Origin of the sequence: Streptomyces sp. NPDC097107 (assembly GCF_044762405.1) — a bacterium.
GTDB lineage: Bacteria > Actinomycetota > Actinomycetes > Streptomycetales > Streptomycetaceae > Streptomyces > Streptomyces thinghirensis.
Genome location: NZ_JBIWEF010000011.1, coordinates 12,887 through 32,947, shown reverse-complemented (window position 1 = coordinate 32,947; position 20,061 = coordinate 12,887). Strand labels below are relative to the sequence as shown.

Here is a 20,061-nt window from a genome sequence, read left to right as displayed (position 1 = left end):
ACGTCCTCCTCGTACCCCGTCGTGTCGATGTGCCGCCGCCGCTTTAGATGCCGTAGGGGCGCTACGCGCGTAGACGGCCCCCGTCCTCAGGAGAGTGCGCCATCAACGCGTCCAGCAGCCCTCCGGCCGGAGCGGCGGTCAACGAATCGGTGACCGCCGTCGAACTCGCCGGGATCACCAAGCGATTCCCGGGTGTCGTGGCCAACCACGACATCCACCTGACCGTCCACAAGGGCACCGTGCACGCCCTCGTCGGCGAGAACGGCGCCGGCAAGTCGACGCTGATGAAGATCCTCTACGGCATGCAGAAGCCGGACGAGGGCAGCATCGCGATCGACGGCGAGCAGGTGGCCTTCTCCTCACCCGCCGACGCCATCGCCCGCGGCATCGGCATGGTCCACCAGCACTTCATGCTCGCCGACAACCTCACGGTCCTCGAGAACGTGGTGCTCGGCAGCGAGAAGCTGTACGGCATCGGCGCCAGGGCCCGCCGGAAGATCAAGGAGCTCTCCGAGCGGTACGGCCTCGGCGTGCGCCCCGACGTCCTGGTCGAGGAGCTCGGCGTGGCCGCCCGCCAGCGCGTGGAGATCCTCAAGGTCCTCTACCGCGGCGCCCGCACGCTGATCCTGGACGAGCCGACCGCCGTCCTGGTCCCGCAGGAGGTCGACGCGCTCTTCGACAACCTGCGCGAACTCAAGGCCGAGGGCCTGTCGGTCATCTTCATCTCGCACAAGCTGGGCGAGGTGCTCTCCGTCGCCGACGAGATCACCGTCATCCGCCGCGGTACGACGGTCGGTACCGCCGTGCCCGCCGAGACGACCCCGCGTCAGCTCGCCGAGCTGATGGTCGGCAGCGAGCTGCCCACCCCGGAGACCGCCGAGTCCACGGTCACCGACCGCCCGGTCCTCACCGTCGACACGCTGCGCCTCGCGGCCCCCGGCGGCAAGGCCCTGCTGGACGACATCTCCTTCACCATCCGCGCCGGCGAGGTGCTGGGCATCGCCGGTGTCGAGGGCAACGGCCAGACCGAGCTGGTCGACGCGCTCATCGGCCTGCGCCACGCCGACTCCGGCACCATCCGCTTCCTCGACGAGGACATCACCGCGCTGCCCACCCGCAAGCGCCGCGAGCAGGGCGTCGGCTACATCCCCGAGGACCGCCACCGCCACGGTCTGCTCCTGGAATCCCCCCTCTGGGAGAACCGCATCCTCGGCCACGTCACCGAGAAGCCCAACAGCAAGGGCGTCTGGCTGAACCCGAAGGGCTCCCAGGAGGACACCCGGCGCATCGTCGAGACGTACGACGTCCGCACCCCCGGCATCGACGTCACCGCCGCATCCCTGTCCGGCGGCAACCAGCAGAAGCTGATCGTCGGCCGGGAGATGAGCCACAGACCGCGCTTCCTGATCGCCGCCCACCCCACCCGCGGTGTGGACGTCGGCGCGCAGGCCGCGATCTGGGACCACATCCGCGAGGCGCGCCGCGAGGGCCTCGCCGTCCTGCTGATCTCGGCCGACCTGGACGAGCTGATCGGCCTGTCCGACACCCTCCGGGTGATCTACGACGGCCGGCTGGTCGCGGACGCCGACCCGGCCACCATCACCCCCGAGGAGCTGGGCTCGGCGATGACCGGCGCCGCCTCCGGACACCTCGAACACGAAGAGACCCCGGCCGACGGCGGCCAGGGTGCGGAAGACGAGGCCCGCTGATGAAGAAGTTCGACAAGGAGCGCGTGTTCCTCGCGGTGGCCGGTCCGGTCATCGCGCTGGCCGTGGCCTTCGTGCTGAGCGCGATCGTCCTGATCGCCTCGGGCAAGAACCCGGTCGAACCGTTCGCCCTGATGTTCGAGCAGGCCGGATTCTCCGACATCCAGGTCCTGATCATCAACCAGGCGTCGATGTACTACATCGCGGCCCTGGCGGTGGCCATCGGCTTCCGGATGAACCTGTTCAACATCGGCGTCGACGGCCAGTACCAGCTGGCCGCCATGATGGCCGCGATCGTCGGCGCCCACGCCAACCTCCCGGCCGCCCTCCAGATCCCGCTCCTCCTCCTGACCGCCGTGCTCACCGGCGCCTTCTGGTCCGGCATCGCCGGTGTCCTCAAGGTGACCCGCGGCGTCAGCGAGGTCGTCGCGACGATCATGCTGAACGCCATCGCCACCTCCGTCATCGGCTACCTGTGGCTGCCGGACGTCTTCGGCGTCAAGATCGGCAACAACAACACCACCGGCGAGATGCACGAGTCCGGCTGGGTCCCCGGCATCGACATGGGCGCGGCCGGCGAGATCTACGGCCTGGTCGTCCTCGCCGTCCTCCTCGGCATCGGCTACTGGATCGTCCTCAACCGCACCCGCTTCGGCTTCGACCTGCGCGCCTCCGGCGCCTCCGAGTCCGCCGCCGCGGCCAGCGGCGTCAACCCCAAGCGCATGGTGCTCACCGCGATGCTCATCTCCGGCGGCCTCGCCGGACTCGCGGGCCTGCCCATCCTGCTCGGCGACACCCACACCTTCAGCCTCAACTTCCCCACCGGTATCGGCTTCCTCGGTATCGGCATCGCCCTGCTCGGCCGCAACAGCCCGGTCGGCATCGCCTTCGCCGCCCTGCTGTGGGCCTGGCTCGACAAGGCCTCGCCCGAGCTGGACTTCCACGGCTACGACAAGGAGATCGCGGTCATCATGCAGGGCCTGATCGTCCTCTCCGTCGTCGTCTCCTACGAGGCCGTCCGCGAGTGGGGCCTGCGCCGCCAGCAGCGCCGCGTCGGCGCGGAGCTGGCCGCCGGTCACGTCCTCGGCGCCACCGACAACACCAAGAAGGAGGTGGCTGGCCGATGACCACCGCAACCGACCTCAACCAGCCCTCGCTGGAGCACGGGGCGCCGGCCGGCCGCCGTGTCCCGCTGCCCGTCCTGCTGCTGGTCATCGCCGGTGCCCTGGCACTGACCTCCATCGTCCGCCTCATCACCGGCGCCAACGGCATCACCAACGTCAGCCAGATGTCCACCGCGCTCCAGCTCGCCGTGCCGATCGGCCTCGCCGGTCTCGGCGGCCTGTGGGCCGAACGCGCGGGTGTCGTCAACATCGGCCTCGAGGGCATGCTGATCCTCGGCACCTGGTTCGGCGCCTGGGCCGGCTTCCAGTGGGGCCCGTGGACCGGCGTCCTCATGGGCATCGTCGGCGGCGCGCTCGGCGGCCTGCTGCACGCCATCGTGACGATCACCTTCAACGTCAACCACATCGTCTCCGGCGTGGCCATCAACATCCTCGCCCTCGGCGCCACCCGCTACCTCGCCCCGCTCGCCTTCGAGGGCCACCAGGGCGGCTCCGCCAAGCAGTCCCCGCCGGTCGAGTCGCTGGGCCACTTCACGGTGCCAGGACTCTCCAGCGGCCTGGAGAGCCTCAACGACCAGCACTGGTTCTTCGTCTCGGACATCGCCGGCCTGCTCGGCGGCCTGGTCACCGACGTCTCCTGGCTCACCCTGATCGCGGTCGCCCTGATCCCCGCCAGCTGGTACATCCTGTGGCGCACCCCGTTCGGCCTCCGCCTGCGCTCCTGCGGCGAGAACCCGATCGCGGCCGAGTCCCTCGGCGTCAACGTCTACAAGTACAAGTACCTCGCCGTGATCATCTCCGGCGGCCTGGCCGGCCTCGGCGGCGTCTTCCTCTCCATCGTGGCCAACCCCTTCTACCTGGAGGGCCAGACCAGCGGCCGCGGCTACATCGGCCTCGCGGCGATGATCTTCGGCAACTGGATGCCGGGCGGCCTCGCCATCGGCGCCGGCCTCTTCGGCTACACCGACAGCCTCAACCTGCGCGGCGGCTCCGCCAACGTGCACGCCCTGCTGCTGCTCGGCGCGCTGCTGCTGGTCGCCGGGGCCATCTGGCTGGCGATCCGCAGGAAGTACGTCAAGGCCGCGATCACCGTGGCCGTCGGAGCCCTGGTCTTCGCCTGGTACGCCACCACCGACGACGTCCCCAACCAGGTCGTCTCCGCGACGCCGTACGTCGTCACCCTCGTGGTCCTCGCGCTGTCCGCGCAGCGCCTGCGGATGCCGAGGGCGAACGGCATGCAGTACCGGAAGGGACAGGGCAAATGACCGGCGTCGACTGGGGCGCGCTGCGCACGGCGGCCCGCGAGGCGATGGCCCGGGCCTACGCCCCGTACTCCGGCTACGCCGTCGGCGCGGCCGCCCTGGTCGACGACGGCCGCACCGTCACCGGCTGCAACGTGGAGAACGCCAGCTACGGCATCGGCCTGTGCGCCGAGTGCGGGCTCGTCTCCCAGCTCCAGCTCACCGGCGGCGGCCGGCTGACGCACTTCGTCTGCGTCGACGGCCACGGCGAGATCCTCGTGCCGTGCGGCCGCTGCCGGCAGCTGCTGTACGAGTTCGGCGGCCCGGAACTGCTGCTGGAGACCCCGGCGGGAATCGTCCCCCTCTCGGAGATGCTCCCGCAGGCCTTCGGCCCCGACCACCTCACCACGTAAGGAAGCGAGCCGTCATGGCCATGGACGTCATCTCCGTCATCCGCACCAAGCGGGACCGCGGCGAACTCAGTGCCGAGCAGATCGACTGGGTCATCGACGCCTACACGCGCGGCGAGGTGGCCGACGAGCAGATGTCGTCGCTCGCGATGGCCATCCTGCTCAACGGCATGAACCGCGGCGAGATCGCCCGCTGGACCGCCGCGATGATCGCCTCCGGCGAGCGCATGGACTTCTCGTCCCTGTCCCGCCCGACCGCCGACAAGCACTCCACGGGCGGCGTCGGCGACAAGATCACCCTGCCGCTGGCGCCCCTGGTGGCGGCCTGCGGCGCGGCCGTCCCCCAGCTCTCCGGCCGGGGCCTCGGCCACACCGGCGGCACCCTGGACAAGCTGGAGTCCATCCCCGGCTGGCGCGCGCTCCTCTCCAACGAGGAGATGCTGGACGTCCTGGAGGGCACCGGCGCGGTGATCTGCGCGGCGGGCGACGGCCTCGCTCCCGCCGACAAGAAGCTGTACGCCCTCCGGGACGTCACCGGCACGGTCGAGGCGATCCCCCTCATCGCCTCCTCCATCATGTCCAAGAAGATCGCCGAGGGCACCGGCTCCCTGGTCCTGGACGTGAAGGTGGGCTCGGGCGCCTTCATGAAGACCATCGAGGACGCCCGGGAGCTGGCCTCGACGATGGTCGGCCTCGGCACCGACCACGGCGTGCGGACGGTCGCGCTCCTCACGGACATGGCGACGCCCCTCGGCCTCACCGCGGGCAACGCCCTGGAGGTCCGCGAGTCGGTCGAGGTCCTGGCCGGCGGCGGCCCGTCCGACGTGGTCGAGCTGACCCTCGCCCTGGCCCGCGAGATGCTCGACGCGGCGGGCCTGCCCGACGCCGACCCGGCGAAGGCCCTCGCCGACGGCTCCGCGATGGACGTCTGGCGCCGCATGATCGCGGCACAGGGCGGCGACCCGGACGCGGCCCTGCCCACGTCGAAGGAGCAGCACGTGATCAAGGCGGGCGCCTCCGGCGTCCTGACCCGCCTCGACGCCTACGACATCGGCGTCGCCGCCTGGCGCCTGGGCGCGGGCCGCGCCCGCAAGGAGGACCCGGTGCAGGCCGCGGCGGGCGTCGAACTCCACGCCAGGCCCGGCGACACGGTCACCGAGGGCCAGCCCCTCCTGACCCTCCACACCGACACCCCGGACCGCTTCGAGTACGCCCTCGCGGCGGTGGAGGACTCGTACGACGTGGCTCCGGCGGGCACGGCCTTCACGGCGTCGCCGGTGGTGCTGGAACGTATCGTCTGACCTGCGCTTTCCCCATTCGGGTGAACGGGACCGGTAGACCTCTGCCGGTCCCGTTCGGCATGCTGGGATCGGTGACGCACCGATAGGAGACGCCATGAGCGCACTCACCGTGAGCCAGGAGCCCGACCAGAACTGGGACGGCCTCGTCCGGTTCTGGGAGGAGATGGAATGGCCCGAGGGCAGCAAGGTGGAGATCATCGAGGGGATCATCACCGTGTCACCAGCTCCGGGACTGCCTCACAACGTGATCGCTGCACGCATCCAGCGTCGTCTGTACTCGGCGATCTCCGAGGACTGGGAGATCTTCCAGACACTGGCGATCGCCGTTCCGTCCCGCCTCGGGATGCTCATCCCAGACCTTGTGGTGGCACCGGTGCCCGATCACACCGAGTCCGACACCCACATCCCCGCCGCCCTCGCGGAACTCGTCGTCGAGGTCACCTCCAAGTCCAACGCCCGCCACGACCGCATCAGCAAGCCCGCCGCCTACGCCACAGCCGGTATCCCGCTCTACCTCCTCGTCGACCGCTGGGCCCCCGGCGGGCCCACCGCGACGCTCTACGGCGAACCGAAGGGTGACGTCCACCGGGTGCTGAGCGCCGCCAAGTTCGGCGATCCCCTCGTACTCCCCGCCCCCTTCGACCTGACCATCGACACCGGCGAGTTCCCCGAAACCTGACTCACCCCAGCACCGCCGCCACCCCCACCAGCACCGGCACCGAAACCACCGTCGATACGAGAATCGCGTCCCGCGCCAGCCGCTCGCCCACCCCGTAGGTCGACGCGTACGTGTACAGGTTCTGTGCCGCGGGCAGCGCCGACGTCACCACCACGTCGAGGAGTTGCGCGCCCCGCAGCCCGAACATCCCGGACGCCAGTGCCCAGGCCACCGCCGGCTGGCCGACCGCCTTCAACGCCACCGCCAGCAGCACCGGCCCGCGTTCCGCACCCCGCAGGGGCATCGTGGAGCCGCACAGGCCGATGCCGAAGGCCAGCAGGACCGCCGGGACCGACATGTTGCCGATCAGGGTCACCGGGTCCATGACCGCGTCCGGCACCCGTACGCCGCTCGCGGCGACCGCGACCCCGGCCAGCGAGCCCAGCGCTATCGGATTGCGCAGCGGCGTCAGCAGCACCCGCCACAGGGGGCCCTTGTCGCCCCCTCCCGACAGGTCCAGGATCGTCACCGCCACCGGCGTCACCAGCACCAGCTGGAACAGCAGCACCGGCGCCACCAGCGAGGCGTCGCCCAGGACGTACACGGCGATCGGGATGCCGAGGTTGCCGGAGTTGACGTAGCCGGAGCAGAGAGCGCCGATCGTCGTCCGGCCCACGCCCCAGCCCCGGACGACCCCCACCGCGACGAAGACCCCGGCCACGGCGGCCGTGGACAGCGCCGTGACCAGGAGCCGGCTGGAGAAGACCAGCGACAGGTCGGCCGTCGCGAGCGTGGTGAACAGCAGGGCCGGCGAGGCCACGTGGAAGGCGAGCTTGGTCAGCACCTCGCGGCCCTGGGGACCGAGGTGGCCCCGCAGGCCCAGCACGTAGCCGACGGCGATGACGACCGCGATCACCGCGAAGCCGGTCAGCACCCCCTGCACGGCACCTCCCCGCCGAGCGGACGAGCCTGGGACGGCATGGTGCGGGGACGGGTTACGTGGGGCATGCAGCCAACCCTCCGGGGGAGGGCGCACGCACGTCAATGTGATCTCTGACGGCGGGCACCGATGAGTTCCCGGCCCGCGCCGGGTCTACCGCACGTGGACGCCGTGACACCCGCCGTACTCGTGCTGCCGGGGCCTGTCTCCCGAGGGGAGACAGGCCGACTGTGCGACGAGGTGCGCGCGCTGCTGGAAACCACCCCGGCCGGGGTGGTCGTCTGCGACGTCGGCGGGCTGGGACCGCCGGGGCTCGCCGTCGTCGACCTGCTGGCCCGCCTGGAGCTCACCGCCCGGCGGGCCGGGGGCCGGATCCGGCTGCGCGACCCCGACCCCGCCCTGCACGGACTACTAAACCTCGTCGGCCTCCGCTTCGAGACGGAGCGGCAGGTCGAACAGCGGGAACCACCGCTTGGTGTCCAGGAAGCAGTGGAACCCGGTGATGCGGCCGTCTGAGACCTCCAGCACCTGGACCGCCCACGGGGCGAAGCCGCCCGCCTCCTCGTCCGGCTTGTAGTGGGCGAAGGCCGGCAGTCCGTTGGCCTCGACGGGCACCAGTCGCGAGTTCGCGCACGCGGCGCCGAGAGTCGTCATGAAGCCGGTGATGTCCGCCGAACCCGACAGCCACAGGTCGAACGGCGGCATCGTCATGACGGCGTCCTCGTGCAGCAGCGCCGTCAGCGCCGTCATGTCGTAGCCCTCGAAGGCCGCGACGTAGCGGTCCAGGAGCTTCTGCTGCTCCTCGTCCAGAGGGTCGGAGACCGCCGCGCCGTCGCCCTGGTCCGCCCGCTCGGCGAGGGTCGCGCGGGCGCGCTGCAACGCGCTGTTGACGGACGCGACCGTCGTGCCGAGCAGCTCGGCGACCTCGCTCGCCCTCCAGGCCAGCACCTCGCGCAGGATCAGCACCGCCCGCTGCTTGGGCGGCAGCTGCTGAAGCGCGGCCATGAAGGCGAGCCGCACGGACTCCTTGGCGACCGCGGCCTCGGCCGGGTCGGCGGTCGAGGGCAGTACGCGGGCGTCCGGCATCGGCTCCAGCCAGGTGTGGTCCGGGCGGGGGGACAGTGCGGCCTGGGCGAGCGGCGTGGAGTCCGTCAAATCCATCGGGCGGGCCCTTTTGTTGCCCGCGCTCAGCATGTCCAGGCAGACGTTGGTCGCGATGCGGTAGAGCCAGGAACGGAGGCTGGAGCGCCCCTCGAACTTGTCGTAGCTCCGCCAGGCGCGGACCAGGGTGTCCTGGACCGCGTCCTCGGCCTCGAAGGAGGAGCCGAGCATCCGGTAGCAGTACCCCGTCAGCTCGACCCGGTGCTTGTCCAGCGCGGAGTCCAGCTCCGTCGTCACGGTGCCGTCGGTCATCGTCCACCCACCCCTGTGGCGTCCTTCGTGCGCGTCTTCGCGCCTCGCACTTCGGAAGCTACCGCAGGGGACTGACAATGGCCTGTGCAGTCAAGGAAGGCGCAGGTCAGCGAGTGAGGCCGAAAATCCGCACCGGCGTCTTCGCGGTCTGCCGGCGCGCCGCCAGGGAGCCGAGCACCGTGATCGCCACGACGCCGGCCACCGCCAGCAGCCCGACGCCGACCGTGCCGGCCCAGCCGCCGGAGTGGAAGGCCACCGCGCCGACCGTGCTGCCCGAGCTGGAGCCGACGTAGTAGGCGGACTGGTACAGCGCCGAGGCCTGGGCGCGGCCGTGCGTGGCCGTCTTGCCGACCGCGGAGGACGCCACCGCGTGCCCGGTGAAGAAGCCCGCCGTGATCAGCACCAGGCCCAGCAGGACCAGCGGCAGGGAGGGGGCGAGGGACAGCAGCAGGCCCGCCGCCGTCGTGCCGCCGCCCAGGTACAGCGCCCCGCGGCGGCCGAGGCGGCCCACCAGGCGGCCCGCTGTCGACGCCGAGACCGTGCCCACCAGGTAGACCAGGAAGATCGAGCCGATCAGGCCCTGCGGAAGCGAGAACGGGGCCTCCGCCAGGCGGTAGCCGATCACCGTGTAGACGCCGCCGAAGACCGTCATGAACAGCGCGCCGATCGCGTACAGGCGGCGCAGCAGCGGGTTGGCGAGGTGGCCGCGGACCGTGTGGACCAGGACGCGCGGGCGCAGCGAGCCCGGCGTGAAGTGCTTCGGCGCCGGCAGCAGCAGCCGGAAGGCCACCGCGCACGCCACCGCCAAGGCCCCGACCGCGCCGACGGCGATCCGCCAGCCCCACTCCTGGGCCACCCAGCCGGTGATGACCCGGCCGCTCATCCCGCCCACGCTGTTGCCCGCCACGAACAGGCCGATCGCGGTGACCAGCGCGCGCGGGGTGACCTCCTCCGCCAGGTACGCCGTCGCCGAGGCCGGCAGTCCGGCCAGCGCCGCGCCCTGCACCGCGCGCAGCGCGACCAGCGCCGGCAGTGACGGGGCGAAGGGGACCAGCAGTCCGACGGTCACCGCGACCGCCAGCGACGCCGTCATGACCGTACGCCGTCCGAAGCGCTCCGACAGCGCGCTCATCGGCAGCACGAACACCGCGAGGCCACCGGTCGCGGCGGCCACCGTCCAGCTCGCGTCGCTCGCTGTGACGCCCATGTCGCCCGAGATGAGCGGCAGCAGGGCCTGGGTGGAGTACAGGAGCGCGAAGGTCGCGACGCCCGCCAGGAACAGGGCGAGGCTCATCCGGCGGTAGCCGGGCCCGCCGGGGGCCATGCGCGAGTCGCGGGCGTCGGGGGCGTCGGAGGAGGAGACGGATGCAGCGGCGTCCACGGTGGTGGACGCCCCGGTATCGGCGGGAGTCATGCTGCGACGGTACGGAGAGCGCCACTCATCCGTCCAATGCATGGAATGGCCATAATCGTTCCCATGGTGCATCAGCAGAGCTCACAGGCCCGCCTGTCACCTTCCGGTGACACAGAAGACATCGTCGCGCTGCTCGCGCCCCGCCTCGCGCACTTCGCCGGCGTCGCCCGCACCGAGCACGTCACCCGGGCCGCCCAGGAGATGAACGTCCCCCAGTCGACCCTCTCCCGCGCCCTCGTCCGCCTCGAAGCGGACCTCGGCGTCGACCTGTTCGTCCGCCGCGGCCGCACCCTCGCGCTGACCGTCGCCGGACGCACCTTCCTCGGCTCCGTCGAACGCGCCCTCGCCGAGGTCGAGCGCGCCGCCGACGAGGTCCGCGCGGACGCCGACCCGGCCACCGGCAAGGTCGCCTTCGGCTTCCTGCACACCATGGGCGCCGAAACCGTCCCCGGCCTGCTGCACGCCTTCCGCGCCGACCACCCCCGCGTCCGCTTCAGCCTCGTCCAGAACTACGGCGAGGCCATGCTGGAGCGCCTGCGCGCCGGTGAGCTGGACCTCTGCCTGACCTCCCCGGTCCCCGACGCCCCCGACCTGGTCGCCCGCCGCCTCGACGAGCAGAAGCTGCGCCTGGTGGTCCCGGCCGACCACTCCCTGGCCGGCCGCAGGCGCATCCGCCTCGCCGAGGCCGCCGACGAGGTCTTCGTGACCCTGGAACCCGGATACGGCCTGCGCCGTATCACCGACGACCTGTGCAAGGAGGCCGGTTTCCGGCCCAGGGTGGCCTTCGAGGGGGAGGAGGCGGAGACGCTGCGCGGCCTGGTCGCGGCGGGTCTCGGGGTCGCCCTGCTGCCGCCGCCCGCCGTGCCCCGCCCCGGCGTGGTCGAACTGACGGTGACGGCCCCGCGCGCGGCCCGCGAGATCGGCGTGGCCTGGCTGGCGGGGCGTACGGACACGCCCCCGGTGGCCGCGTTCAAGAAGTTCCTGCTGTCGAGGCGGGGCCACCTGCTCCCGTCCTGACCCCGGCCCGCCTGCTGCCGTGCTGTCCGGGGCCCGCCCGCCCCCATCCTGGCCCCGGCCTGCCTGCTCCGGTGCTGGCCCCGGCCTGCCTGCCCCCGTCCTGGCCCCGGCCTGCCTGCTTCGGTGCTGTCCCGGGCCCGTCTGTTCCCCGTGCTGTCCGGGCCCGCCTGCCCCCGTCCTGGCCCCGGCCTGCCTGCTCCGGTGCTGTCCCGGGCCCGCCCGCCCCCGTGCTGTCCCGGGCCCGCCTGTTCCCGTGCTGTCCCGGGCCCGCCCGCCCCCGTCCTGGCCCCGGCCCGCCTGCTCCGGTGCTGTCCCGGGCTCGTCTGCTCCCGTGCTGTCCGGGGCCCGCCTGCTCCGGTGCTGTCCCGGGTCCGCCCGACACGGAGCCCCGCCGCTGCCTGTCCCTACCGCCGCAGTGACTTCCCGAACCCCACCGCCAACGGCATCCGCAGCCCCAGCGGCGGGGGAGCGGCCAGCGCGTCCTCCACCGGCCGCGAGAACGAGTGCCCGAACAGCACGCCCATCACGAAGTCCTCGGTCAGCGCGGCGACTTCCTCCCGGTAGTGTCGCAAGCCGTGGCCTTCGGAGTGCACTTCGAACCGGCACACCGCACGGTTCGCCTTCTTCGCCCGGGAGGCCAGCCGGAACGACAGCTCCGGGTCGCTGCGCTCGTCGTTCGTGCCGTGCACGATCAGTACCCGGCGCCCGGCGAGCTGCTTCACCGGTTCGGGTGGGGCTGCCACGTCCTCGTCGGGCAGCCAAGGAGCGATCGCCAGTGCCGAGTTGACGGCCTCGTGTCCGGCGGCGCGCAGTGCGGCCCGCCCGCCCATGTCGATGCCGACCAGGCAGACGGGTACGTCGCCGTAGAGCCGTACGGCCTCGTCGGCGGCCCAGTCGGCGTCCCGGGCGAGATGGGCCTCGGCGCCGTTCCACCCCCGGTAGCGGTAGCGCACGACGTGTGCGGCCAGGCCCTCGTCCCGTCCCGCGCGCGCGAGCCGACGCCCCAACGCGCGTACGGACGCGGCCGCCAGCAACGGAGACGGCCTGCGGCCGGACACCTCGTCGCCGCCGGGGAGCAGCAGCACCACTCCGCTCACCGCCGTCCCCTCCGGACCGAGCGTTCGCCCCAGCCGGGCCTGACGGACCGGCGTCGCTTGCTGTGCCATGGCAGAACATTCTCAGAAGACCGGGTGTACGCCACCTGTCATCGCAGTCACCGTTACATATCGACGAGTACGTACACCGCGGCCCCGTATCCGGTCCGCATTCCGTGTCCGTGCGTTCACCCCACGTTCTACGCGCGTAGGAGTTAGAGTGCGGAAATGACGAGCCAGAGCACCGCGAAGACCACCGCGAAGACTCCGACGCCGGACCAGATCCGCCGGGCGCCGAAGGTTCTGCTGCACGACCATCTCGACGGCGGACTGCGTCCCGGCACGGTCGTCGAACTCGCCCGCGCGACCGGCTACTCGGCTCTCCCCGAGACCGACGCCGACCGGCTCGGCGCCTGGTTCCACCAGGCCGCCGACTCCGGGTCGCTGGAGCGGTACCTGGAGACCTTCTCGCACACCGTCGGAGTCATGCAGACCCGCGACGCCCTGGTCCGGGTCGCCGCCGAGTGCGCCGAGGACCTCGCCGAGGACGGCGTCGTCTACGCCGAGGTGCGGTACGCCCCCGAGCAGCACCTGGAGGGCGGGCTCAGCCTCGAAGAGGTCGTCGAGGCCGTCAACGAGGGCTTCCGGGAGGGCGAGCGGCGCGCGCGGGGCAACGGTCACCGCATCCGCGTCGGCGCCCTGCTCACCGCCATGCGGCACGCCGCCCGCGCCCTGGAGATCGCCGAGCTGGCCAACCGCTACCGCGACCTCGGCGTCGTCGGATTCGACATCGCGGGCGCCGAGGCCGGGTACCCGCCCACCCGGCATCTGGACGCCTTCGAGTACCTCAAGCGCGAGAACAACCACTTCACGATCCACGCCGGCGAGGCCTTCGGGCTGCCGTCCATCTGGCAGGCCCTCCAGTGGTGCGGTGCCGACCGGCTCGGGCACGGCGTGCGCATCATCGACGACATCCAGGTCCAGGAGGACGGCACGGTCAAGCTCGGGCGGCTCGCCTCGTACGTCCGGGACAAGCGCATCCCGCTGGAGCTGTGCCCCAGCTCCAACCTCCAGACCGGGGCCGCGGACTCGTATGCCGAGCACCCGATCGGGCTGCTGCGCCGACTGCACTTCCGTGCCACCGTCAACACGGACAACCGGCTGATGTCGCACACCGGCATGAGCCGGGAATTCGAGCACCTGGTCGACGCGTTCGGTTACACGCTCGACGACATGCAGTGGTTCTCCGTCAATGCGATGAAATCAGCGTTCATTCCTTTCGATGAACGACTGGCCATGATCAATGACGTGATCAAGCCCGGATATGCAGAGCTGAAATCCGAATGGCTGTTCCAGCAGACGGCCTCCACCAGCGGTTCTTCGCAGACTGAGGGCTGAGCGGGATCCGACGGTAATGCGGAAACGCGGACGGGCTTTCACAAACCGTCCGCATTTCGATGTTTGCCGGGAGGGGGGTCGCGTGTTTACGTTCAAGGACCGCTCACATCCCCGTCATCACATTTCGAGGACGCATTTCATGAAGCAGTCTGCTGCCAAGACCCTCGGCGTCGCCGCTCTCGGTGCCGCCTTCGCCGCCGCCGGCGCGGGCGCGGCCACCGCGGCCCCGGCGCTGCCGGACGCCGCCCAGACGGTGGACTCGGTCGCCCGCACGCTCCCCGCGGAGACCGTCTCCCAGGCGGTGCCCGGCGCGGGCAACATCCTGGAGCAGGGCCGCCACGTCTCCGGCGTGGGTCTGACCGCCGCGCAGCCGGTCGTCGAGCAGGTAGTCGAACAGCAGCTCTCCGAGGGCCCGACCAAGCCGGTCGCCGGTCTGCTCGGCGGACTGCCGACCAAGGGCCTGCCCACCCAGGGCCTGCCGGTCAACGGCCTCCCGATCGGCGGCTGAGCCCCGCCTCTCCGCCTCCCCGCCTCTCCCCAAGCGCCGACGGGGCGCACCCGGTGTTCCGGGTGCGCCCCGTCGGCGTACCAGAGGGGAGGTACGTTCATCGGGCCGCCGTCACGGCCCGTACGGGACCGTCACCAGGCCGTACGAGCGGCCTTCTCCTCGGACGGCAGCAGGAGCCACAGGGCGAGGTAGAGCAGGAACTGCGGGCCGGGCAGCAGACAGGAGACCACGAAGATCGTCCGCATCGTGGTGGTGGAGGTGCCGAAGCGCCGGGCCAGCGCGGCGCACACTCCGCCGATCATGCGGCCGTTGGTGGGGCGGGCGAGGCGGGACATCGCGGCTCCTTCGTGAGTGTGTGGTGGGGCTGCCGATCGGCTTCCCCTTCATCTGCCTTCCACGCTACGGAGACGAACGGAACAAAGCATCGCTCTACGGGGCGATACCGACCCTGGGAATCGTCGGGGTCCGACCCTGAGCGGGCTCGTCCCGGGGGACGTCCTCCCGGTACCCCGGCTCGGACCTGCGACGGAGCCGGGCCCGGCCCGCGGGGACGAGGGTGAGGTGAACCAGGGCCACGCCCGCCGTGTTGAGGAGCAGCGAGTCGACGTCGACGACCTGACCGGGCACCCCGGTCTGGAGCAGTTCGATGCCCAGTGACAGCAGGGCCGCCGCCGCCATGGTGCGCGTCAGGGAGGACAGCGGCGAGACGGTCAGCCGGCCGCCCGCCATCGGCAGCAGCACGCCCAGCGGCGCCAGCAGGGCGAGCGACCCGCCGATGGCCCGGGCCGCCGCGGGCCCGCCGAGCGCCAGGTCGGCGCGGACCCCGTCGAGCGGGTGCAGGTTGGGAGGCAGCACCCAGGGGACGTCCAGTGGCCGCAGCGTGTACCAGGCGACGAACGCGAGATGTGCGACCAGGAGGACACTTCCTGTCACACGGATGCGGAGCGCGGCGCTGCCGCCGAGGAACCCATGACGCTGCACGCATCCCTAGACGCGGCCGCCGCCGCACTCGGTTCCGGCCCCTCCTCCGCAAGGGTGAGGCTTGCGCCACACGGCCCACGGTGCTGCCTGCGCGCCCGTCCCGTCCCGGCCGGTCGCCGGGGCCGTCAGCCGTCCGTGACCTCGCCCGCCGGCGGTTCGTTGCTGCCCGGCCGGGCGCGGACCTCGTCCGTGCAGACGAGGCGGCGTGCGGACCGGTCGCCGGGGCCGGCCAGGACGACGGAGCCGTCGCCCTCGCCCGCCGCCGAGTCGGACAGGGTGCAGACGACCTGGGCGAGGGCGTACGACGTGAGGTCCTCGGGGGCGATGTCGAGCCGCAGCGCGTCTTCCGGGTCGCCGGGGCGCGGGCCGGTCACGGTGACGCCGCGGCGTACGTCCGTGGTGTACCCGGCCTCCTTCTCAGCGGCCGACGGCGGCGCCGCCAGCTCGTTCAGCAGCCCCTGGGCCACCAGTACCCGCCGCCCGGAGTCCACGCCGTCCGGCACCCGCACCGTCCGGTCCACGGCCACCAGCGACGAGCCGCACAGCAGGAAGACCTGCACCGGCACGCCGGGCGCGGCCTGCGTCGACACGTCCGGCTCGGCGAGCGAGCAGCGCACCCGCGAGGGAGCGGGACCGTAGTCCGTGGGCACCTCCGTGGCCCGGATGCCGCACCCGGCGAGCAGCACGGCCAGCACGGCCAGACCGGGCAGTGCCGACAGGCGGCGTACGGTCATCAGACCTGTCCCTTCGCGTCCTTGCCCGTGCTCCCGTCACCCGACGTACCCCCGGCGTCCCCGACGTCCTCGGCGTCATCGTCCGCCGGCGGGTCCTGCGGCAGCCGCAGTGTGAACACCGCACCGCCCTCGGGGGAGTTCTCGGCGGTGATCCCACCGCCGTGGATGTGCGCGTTCTCCAGGGCGATGGACAGGCCGAGCCCGCTGCCCTCGGAGCGCGGCCGGGAGGCGCTCGCCTTGTAGAAGCGGTCGAAGACGTGCGGCAGGACGTCCTCGGGGATGCCGGGTCCGTGGTCCCGCACCCGGATGACCACCTCGTCGTCCGCCCGCGCGACCGACACCCGCACCGGCGACCCGCCGTGCTTGAGCGCGTTGCCGATCAGGTTGGCCAGGATCACGTCCAGGCGACGCGGGTCGAGACGGGCGTGGATGCCGCGCTCGGCGTCCAGGTCGACCGCGTCCAGCCAGGCGCGGGCGTCGATGCAGGCGGTGATCTGGTCGGCGACGTCGACGTCGTCCAGGACCAGCCGGGCGGTGCCCGCGTCGAAGCGGGTGACCTCCATCAGGTTCTCCACCAGGTCGTTCAGCCGCCGCGTCTCGCTGACCACCAGCCGCACGGCGGGCTCGATCATCGGGTCGAAGCCGCCGCCCTCGAACTCCAGCTCCTCCTCCAGCACCTCCGTGACGGCGGTGATCGCCGTGAGCGGCGTGCGCAGCTCATGGCTCATGTCCGCCACGAAGCGCCGCGAGGCCTGCTCCCGGCCCGCCATGTCCGCGACCCGCTTCTCCAGCGCCTCGGCGGCGCTGTTGAACGTCCGGGACAGATCGGCCAGTTCGTCGGTGCCTGACACCCGCAGCCGGGTGTCCAGCCGGCCCTCACCGAGGCGCCGCGCCGCGACCCCGAGCCGGTGCACCGGCTTCAGCACGGTCGTCGCCAGCGCCTGCGCGAGCAGCGCGGAGCCGAGCAGGGCGAGTGCGGTGGCGATCCCCAGCGACCAGGCGAGCGAGTTCAGGTCCTCGGCCTCCGGTTCCAGCGACTTGAGCATGTAGCCGGTGGCCCCGCCGCCGATCACCTTCGTGCCGGCCACCAGGTAGGGGGTGTCGTCGTCGGTCGTCCGCTGCCAGTACAGGTGGTACGGGTGCCTGTTGGCCGGGGTGACCTCCTGCTCCCTGTTCACCGCGGTGCGCAGCGACTCGGGCACGTCGGAGAGCGCGAAGCCGCCCAGGCCGCCGGAACCGCCGTACACGGTCTCCCCGGCGGCGTTCTCGGCGACCAGCAGCACGCTGAACCGCTGGCTGCTGTTGGCCATCTGGCCGGCGGTGTGCTGCAACTCGTCCTGGGTGGGGCGCTCGGGCAGCGCGCCGGCCCGGTTCTGCATCTCCCGCTCGAAGTCGCGCAGCACCGCGTCCTGGGCGCGGGTGAGTACCGCCTCCCGGTTCAGCCAGTAGGCGATGCCGGACGCGGACACGGCGGCGGTGAGCGCGACGAGACCGAAGACGAGGACCAGCCGCAGGCGCAGGCTGGTGAAGCGCAGCCAGGACCAGACTCCCTTGCGAGCCGCGACCCAGCCGCGTGAACCCCCCGGGTGTTCCTGTGTCACTGAGGCGGATCCAGCCGGTAGCCGACGCCCCGCACGGTACGGATCAGGGTCGGGGACGACGGCACGTCCTCGACCTTGGCGCGCAGCCGCTGCACGCAGGCGTCCACCAGCCGGGAGTCACCGAGGTAGTCGTGCTCCCACACCAGCCGCAGCAGCTGCTGCCGGGACAGCGCCTGCCCCGGCCGCCGGCTCAGCTCGAGCAGCAGCCGCAGCTCGGTCGGCGTGAGCTGGAGATCCTCGCCGTTCTTCGTCACGGTCATCGCCGACCGGTCGATGACCAGGCCGCCGAAGCTCGCCGAGTCGGTCGACTCCCGCTCCCCGCGCCGCAGCACGGCCCGGATACGGGCGTCCAGCACCCGGCCCTGGACGGGTTTGACGACGTAGTCGTCGGCGCCCGACTCGAGACCGACGACCACGTCGATGTCGTCGTTGCGCGCGGTCAGCAGGATGATCGGCAGCTGGTCGGTGCGCCGAATACGACGGCACACCTCGAAACCGTCGATGCCGGGCAGCATCACGTCCAGCACGATCAGGTCCGGCCGCTGCTCGCGCAACAGCTTCAGACCGTCCTCACCGCTGGCAGCGGTGGCCACCCGGTGGCCCTGGCGGGTCAGGGAGAGCTCCAGGGCCGTACGGATGGCGTCGTCGTCCTCGATCAGCAACAGGGAAGGCACGGGCTCATTCTGGCCCATGGAGGGGGTGCGGTTCGACCCGTGGGTCCGGATGGGCCCCCGCCACGCCGCCGGACCCTGTGAAGGAACGGTGGTGCGACCGTGACGGACCCCTGTGACAGCTCTGTGACAGTCGGCGGACACGGCCATGAAGTCGCCGCGGCAAGCTTTTCGTCACAGGCAACACGGCGAGTCGCGGTACAGGCAGTACGGCACGTCGCAACACAGCAGGCCGAGCACCGGAAGTCCACGACGGGGGGCGCGAGATGAACACGCTGAAGGGCACCAGCACCAGCGCAGTGGTCACGCGTCTGCACGACGTGCACACACACCGGGGTTCCGAGAAGTCCGGTGCGGTGAGCGGGCGGGGGTGCGCTCGCGGCACCGGGCGTCAGCACACCGCCTACATCGCGGTGGTCGACGCGCGTCAGGGGGAGACGCACGGGGGGCCGGTGCAGGGGGGAACGGCGTACGGGGAGGGCTCGGGGGAGCGCGCCGTACTGTCGGAGGCGGAGTTCACCGCCTACGTCCGGGAGCGCCGCGCCTCCCTGTACGCCACCGCCTACCACCTCACCGGCGACCGCTTCGAGGCCGAGGACCTGCTGCAGAGCGCGCTGTTCTCGACGTACCGGGCGTGGGAGCGGATCAGTGACAAGGCGGCGGTCGGCGGATACCTCCGCCGCACCATGACCAACCTGCACATCAGCGCCTGGCGGCGCCGCAAGCTCAACGAGTACCCGACCGAGGAACTGCCGGAGACGGCCGGCGACACGGACGCGATGCGCGGCACCGAACTGCGCACGGTCCTGTGGCAGGCACTGGCCCGGCTGCCCGAACTCCAGCGCACCATGCTGGTCCTGCGCTACTACGAGGGCCGCACGGACCCGGAGATCGCGGACATCCTCGACATCAGTGTCGGCACGGTGAAGTCCAGCATCTGGCGGTCGCTCCGCCGGCTGCGCGAGGACGAGGTCCTCAGCTTCGGCCGTGACCGGGAGGACGCCTTCGGCGAGTTGGTCGCCTGAAGGACGGCGGGCCGGGGGCCCGCGAAAAAAAGTAGGAGCCGGGGTGTATCAGGGGGAGGATGCCGGGCTCTTACTCACGGGGAAGCACCACGGGGGAACAACGGGGGGAGCACGGGGGACACGGGGGACACGGGGGAGCACAAGGAGAGCGGGACCGGAGGGCCGGGGGGTCCGTCCAGTCCCGCTTCTCTGTGTGCGCGCGTTACGCGGCCGTAGGCGCCGTGGCGCACCGGCCCGCCGCCGCGGCGGCCAGGCGGCCCATCGCCTCTTCCCGGTCGCAGGCGTGGGCGCCCAGGGCCGTCTGACGGGCGATGACCGACCGCTCCCGCCGCATCAGCCGCCAGCCGCGGCGCATCAGGAACGGCACGGACTTGCGGCCCTCCCGCAGATCCCGCAGGAAGCGGCGGCGGAAGGTCGTCAGCGGGCCCCGGCTCAGGCACAGCGCGTCGGCGAGAACGCCCAGTTCCCGGCAGCGCGCCACGATCTCGGCGGCGAAGATGCCCTCCGCGAGGAACAGCGGGGTCCGCCCGATGTCGACCGTCTCCTCGCCGGTCCGGGCGCTGAGCCCGAGGTCGTAGCGGGGCACGCGCGTACGGCCGGTGCGGCACAGTTCCGTGATGGCCGCGACGGCCGTGTCCGCGTCCCACGACCCGGGGTGGTCCCAGTCGATGTCGGAGCTCTGGGGCACCAGCGGCAGCGTCGGGTCGGTGCCCTCCTTGTAGAAGTCGTCGAGCCGCAGCACCGGAAGGCCGGAGCGGGCGGCGAGGAGGGACTTGCCGGAGCCGGAAGGGCCGCAGAGCAGCACGACTCGCGTCGGTATGGGCG

The 20,061-nt window shown here is 71.9% G+C and carries 21 protein-coding genes; 11 read left to right on the top strand and 10 right to left on the bottom strand.

The window, feature by feature from the left end; genetic code table 11:
- The first annotated feature begins 149 nt into the window (after window positions 1-149).
- From ACIQ1J_RS25350 to ACIQ1J_RS25325, 6 genes are all read left to right on the top strand, one after another.
- A complete protein-coding gene (locus tag ACIQ1J_RS25350; protein ID WP_403560290.1) occupies window positions 150-1,709 on the top strand; it encodes an ABC transporter ATP-binding protein in 1,560 nt (519 codons plus the stop codon).
- Window positions 1,709-2,833 carry an ABC transporter permease gene (locus ACIQ1J_RS25345; protein ID WP_403560288.1) on the top strand — a complete coding sequence of 375 codons (1,125 nt, stop codon included), beginning with the start codon at window positions 1,709-1,711 and terminating at the stop codon, window positions 2,831-2,833. Before ACIQ1J_RS25350 ends, ACIQ1J_RS25345 begins: the two co-directional genes overlap by 1 nt.
- Entirely contained in the window at window positions 2,830-4,095 is a 1,266-nt protein-coding gene (locus ACIQ1J_RS25340) for an ABC transporter permease (RefSeq protein ID WP_403560286.1), read from the top strand. Before ACIQ1J_RS25345 ends, ACIQ1J_RS25340 begins: the two co-directional genes overlap by 4 nt.
- Complete coding sequence (locus ACIQ1J_RS25335; protein ID WP_403560284.1) at window positions 4,092-4,484, top strand: cytidine deaminase; 393 nt, start codon at window positions 4,092-4,094, stop codon at window positions 4,482-4,484. Before ACIQ1J_RS25340 ends, ACIQ1J_RS25335 begins: the two co-directional genes overlap by 4 nt.
- Window positions 4,485-4,504: 20 nt before the next feature.
- Window positions 4,505-5,782, top strand: a complete 1,278-nt coding sequence (locus ACIQ1J_RS25330; RefSeq protein WP_403560660.1) for a thymidine phosphorylase — start codon at window positions 4,505-4,507, stop codon at window positions 5,780-5,782.
- Between the two features lie 94 nt (window positions 5,783-5,876).
- Window positions 5,877-6,461, top strand: coding sequence for a Uma2 family endonuclease (locus ACIQ1J_RS25325; RefSeq protein ID WP_403560282.1), 585 nt, complete (start codon window positions 5,877-5,879; stop codon window positions 6,459-6,461).
- 1 nt (window position 6,462) lies between these two features.
- On the opposite strand, the gene ACIQ1J_RS25320 is transcribed toward ACIQ1J_RS25325, so the two are convergent.
- Window positions 6,463-7,383: an AEC family transporter gene (locus ACIQ1J_RS25320; protein ID WP_403560280.1), complete on the bottom strand. Its 921-nt coding sequence runs from the start codon at window positions 7,381-7,383 to the stop codon at window positions 6,463-6,465.
- Window positions 7,384-7,509: 126 nt separating this feature from the next.
- On the opposite strand from ACIQ1J_RS25320, the gene ACIQ1J_RS25315 reads away from it, so the two are divergent.
- Entirely contained in the window at window positions 7,510-7,896 is a 387-nt protein-coding gene (locus ACIQ1J_RS25315; protein ID WP_403560278.1) for an STAS domain-containing protein, read from the top strand.
- Here the strand turns inward: ACIQ1J_RS25315 and ACIQ1J_RS25310 are convergent.
- Entirely contained in the window at window positions 7,792-8,793 is a 1,002-nt protein-coding gene (locus tag ACIQ1J_RS25310; RefSeq protein ID WP_403560276.1) for a sigma-70 family RNA polymerase sigma factor, read from the bottom strand. The genes ACIQ1J_RS25315 and ACIQ1J_RS25310 overlap by 105 nt on opposite strands.
- 106 nt (window positions 8,794-8,899) lie before the next feature.
- Window positions 8,900-10,207: an MFS transporter gene (locus ACIQ1J_RS25305; RefSeq protein WP_403560274.1), complete on the bottom strand. Its 1,308-nt coding sequence runs from the start codon at window positions 10,205-10,207 to the stop codon at window positions 8,900-8,902.
- 63 nt (window positions 10,208-10,270) lie between these two features.
- Between ACIQ1J_RS25305 and ACIQ1J_RS25300 the strand changes: the two genes are divergently transcribed.
- The gene (locus tag ACIQ1J_RS25300; protein WP_210957776.1) at window positions 10,271-11,224 is read left to right on the top strand and encodes a LysR family transcriptional regulator; all 954 of its coding nucleotides are present in this window, start codon (window positions 10,271-10,273) and stop codon (window positions 11,222-11,224) included.
- Window positions 11,225-11,628: 404 nt separating this feature from the next.
- Here ACIQ1J_RS25300 and ACIQ1J_RS25295 read toward each other — a convergent pair whose 3' ends face one another.
- Window positions 11,629-12,390, bottom strand: coding sequence for an alpha/beta hydrolase (locus ACIQ1J_RS25295; RefSeq protein WP_403560272.1), 762 nt, complete (start codon window positions 12,388-12,390; stop codon window positions 11,629-11,631).
- A gap of 156 nt (window positions 12,391-12,546) precedes the next feature.
- Between ACIQ1J_RS25295 and ACIQ1J_RS25290 the strand changes: the two genes are divergently transcribed.
- A complete protein-coding gene (locus tag ACIQ1J_RS25290; RefSeq protein WP_403560270.1) occupies window positions 12,547-13,716 on the top strand; it encodes an adenosine deaminase in 1,170 nt (389 codons plus the stop codon).
- Window positions 13,717-13,855: 139 nt separating this feature from the next.
- The gene (locus ACIQ1J_RS25285) at window positions 13,856-14,224 is read left to right on the top strand and encodes an ATP-binding protein (protein ID WP_403560268.1); all 369 of its coding nucleotides are present in this window, start codon (window positions 13,856-13,858) and stop codon (window positions 14,222-14,224) included.
- A gap of 131 nt (window positions 14,225-14,355) precedes the next feature.
- On the opposite strand, the gene ACIQ1J_RS25280 is transcribed toward ACIQ1J_RS25285, so the two are convergent.
- The 5 genes from ACIQ1J_RS25280 to afsQ1 form a co-directional block, all read right to left on the bottom strand.
- Window positions 14,356-14,559, bottom strand: a complete 204-nt coding sequence (locus tag ACIQ1J_RS25280; RefSeq protein WP_210957772.1) for a PspC domain-containing protein — start codon at window positions 14,557-14,559, stop codon at window positions 14,356-14,358.
- A 94-nt stretch (window positions 14,560-14,653) separates the two neighbouring features.
- Window positions 14,654-15,205: a VanZ family protein gene (locus tag ACIQ1J_RS25275; protein ID WP_403560266.1), complete on the bottom strand. Its 552-nt coding sequence runs from the start codon at window positions 15,203-15,205 to the stop codon at window positions 14,654-14,656.
- A 125-nt stretch (window positions 15,206-15,330) separates the two neighbouring features.
- Window positions 15,331-15,939 (bottom strand): hypothetical protein, encoded by a 609-nt coding sequence (locus ACIQ1J_RS25270; RefSeq protein WP_403560264.1) that lies wholly within the window; start codon window positions 15,937-15,939, stop codon window positions 15,331-15,333.
- A complete protein-coding gene (locus ACIQ1J_RS25265; protein ID WP_403560262.1) occupies window positions 15,939-17,540 on the bottom strand; it encodes an ATP-binding protein in 1,602 nt (533 codons plus the stop codon). The genes ACIQ1J_RS25270 and ACIQ1J_RS25265 overlap by 1 nt, the downstream gene beginning before the upstream one ends.
- Complete coding sequence (gene afsQ1, locus ACIQ1J_RS25260; RefSeq protein WP_055418182.1) at window positions 17,537-18,214, bottom strand: two-component system response regulator AfsQ1; 678 nt, start codon at window positions 18,212-18,214, stop codon at window positions 17,537-17,539. The genes ACIQ1J_RS25265 and afsQ1 overlap by 4 nt, the downstream gene beginning before the upstream one ends.
- Before the next feature lie 263 nt (window positions 18,215-18,477).
- Between afsQ1 and ACIQ1J_RS25255 the strand changes: the two genes are divergently transcribed.
- Window positions 18,478-19,236: a SigE family RNA polymerase sigma factor gene (locus tag ACIQ1J_RS25255; protein ID WP_403560259.1), complete on the top strand. Its 759-nt coding sequence runs from the start codon at window positions 18,478-18,480 to the stop codon at window positions 19,234-19,236.
- Window positions 19,237-19,438: 202 nt separating this feature from the next.
- Here ACIQ1J_RS25255 and ACIQ1J_RS25250 read toward each other — a convergent pair whose 3' ends face one another.
- Window positions 19,439-20,041, bottom strand: coding sequence for a uridine kinase (locus ACIQ1J_RS25250; RefSeq protein WP_403560658.1), 603 nt, complete (start codon window positions 20,039-20,041; stop codon window positions 19,439-19,441).
- Window positions 20,042-20,061: the final 20 nt, after the last annotated feature.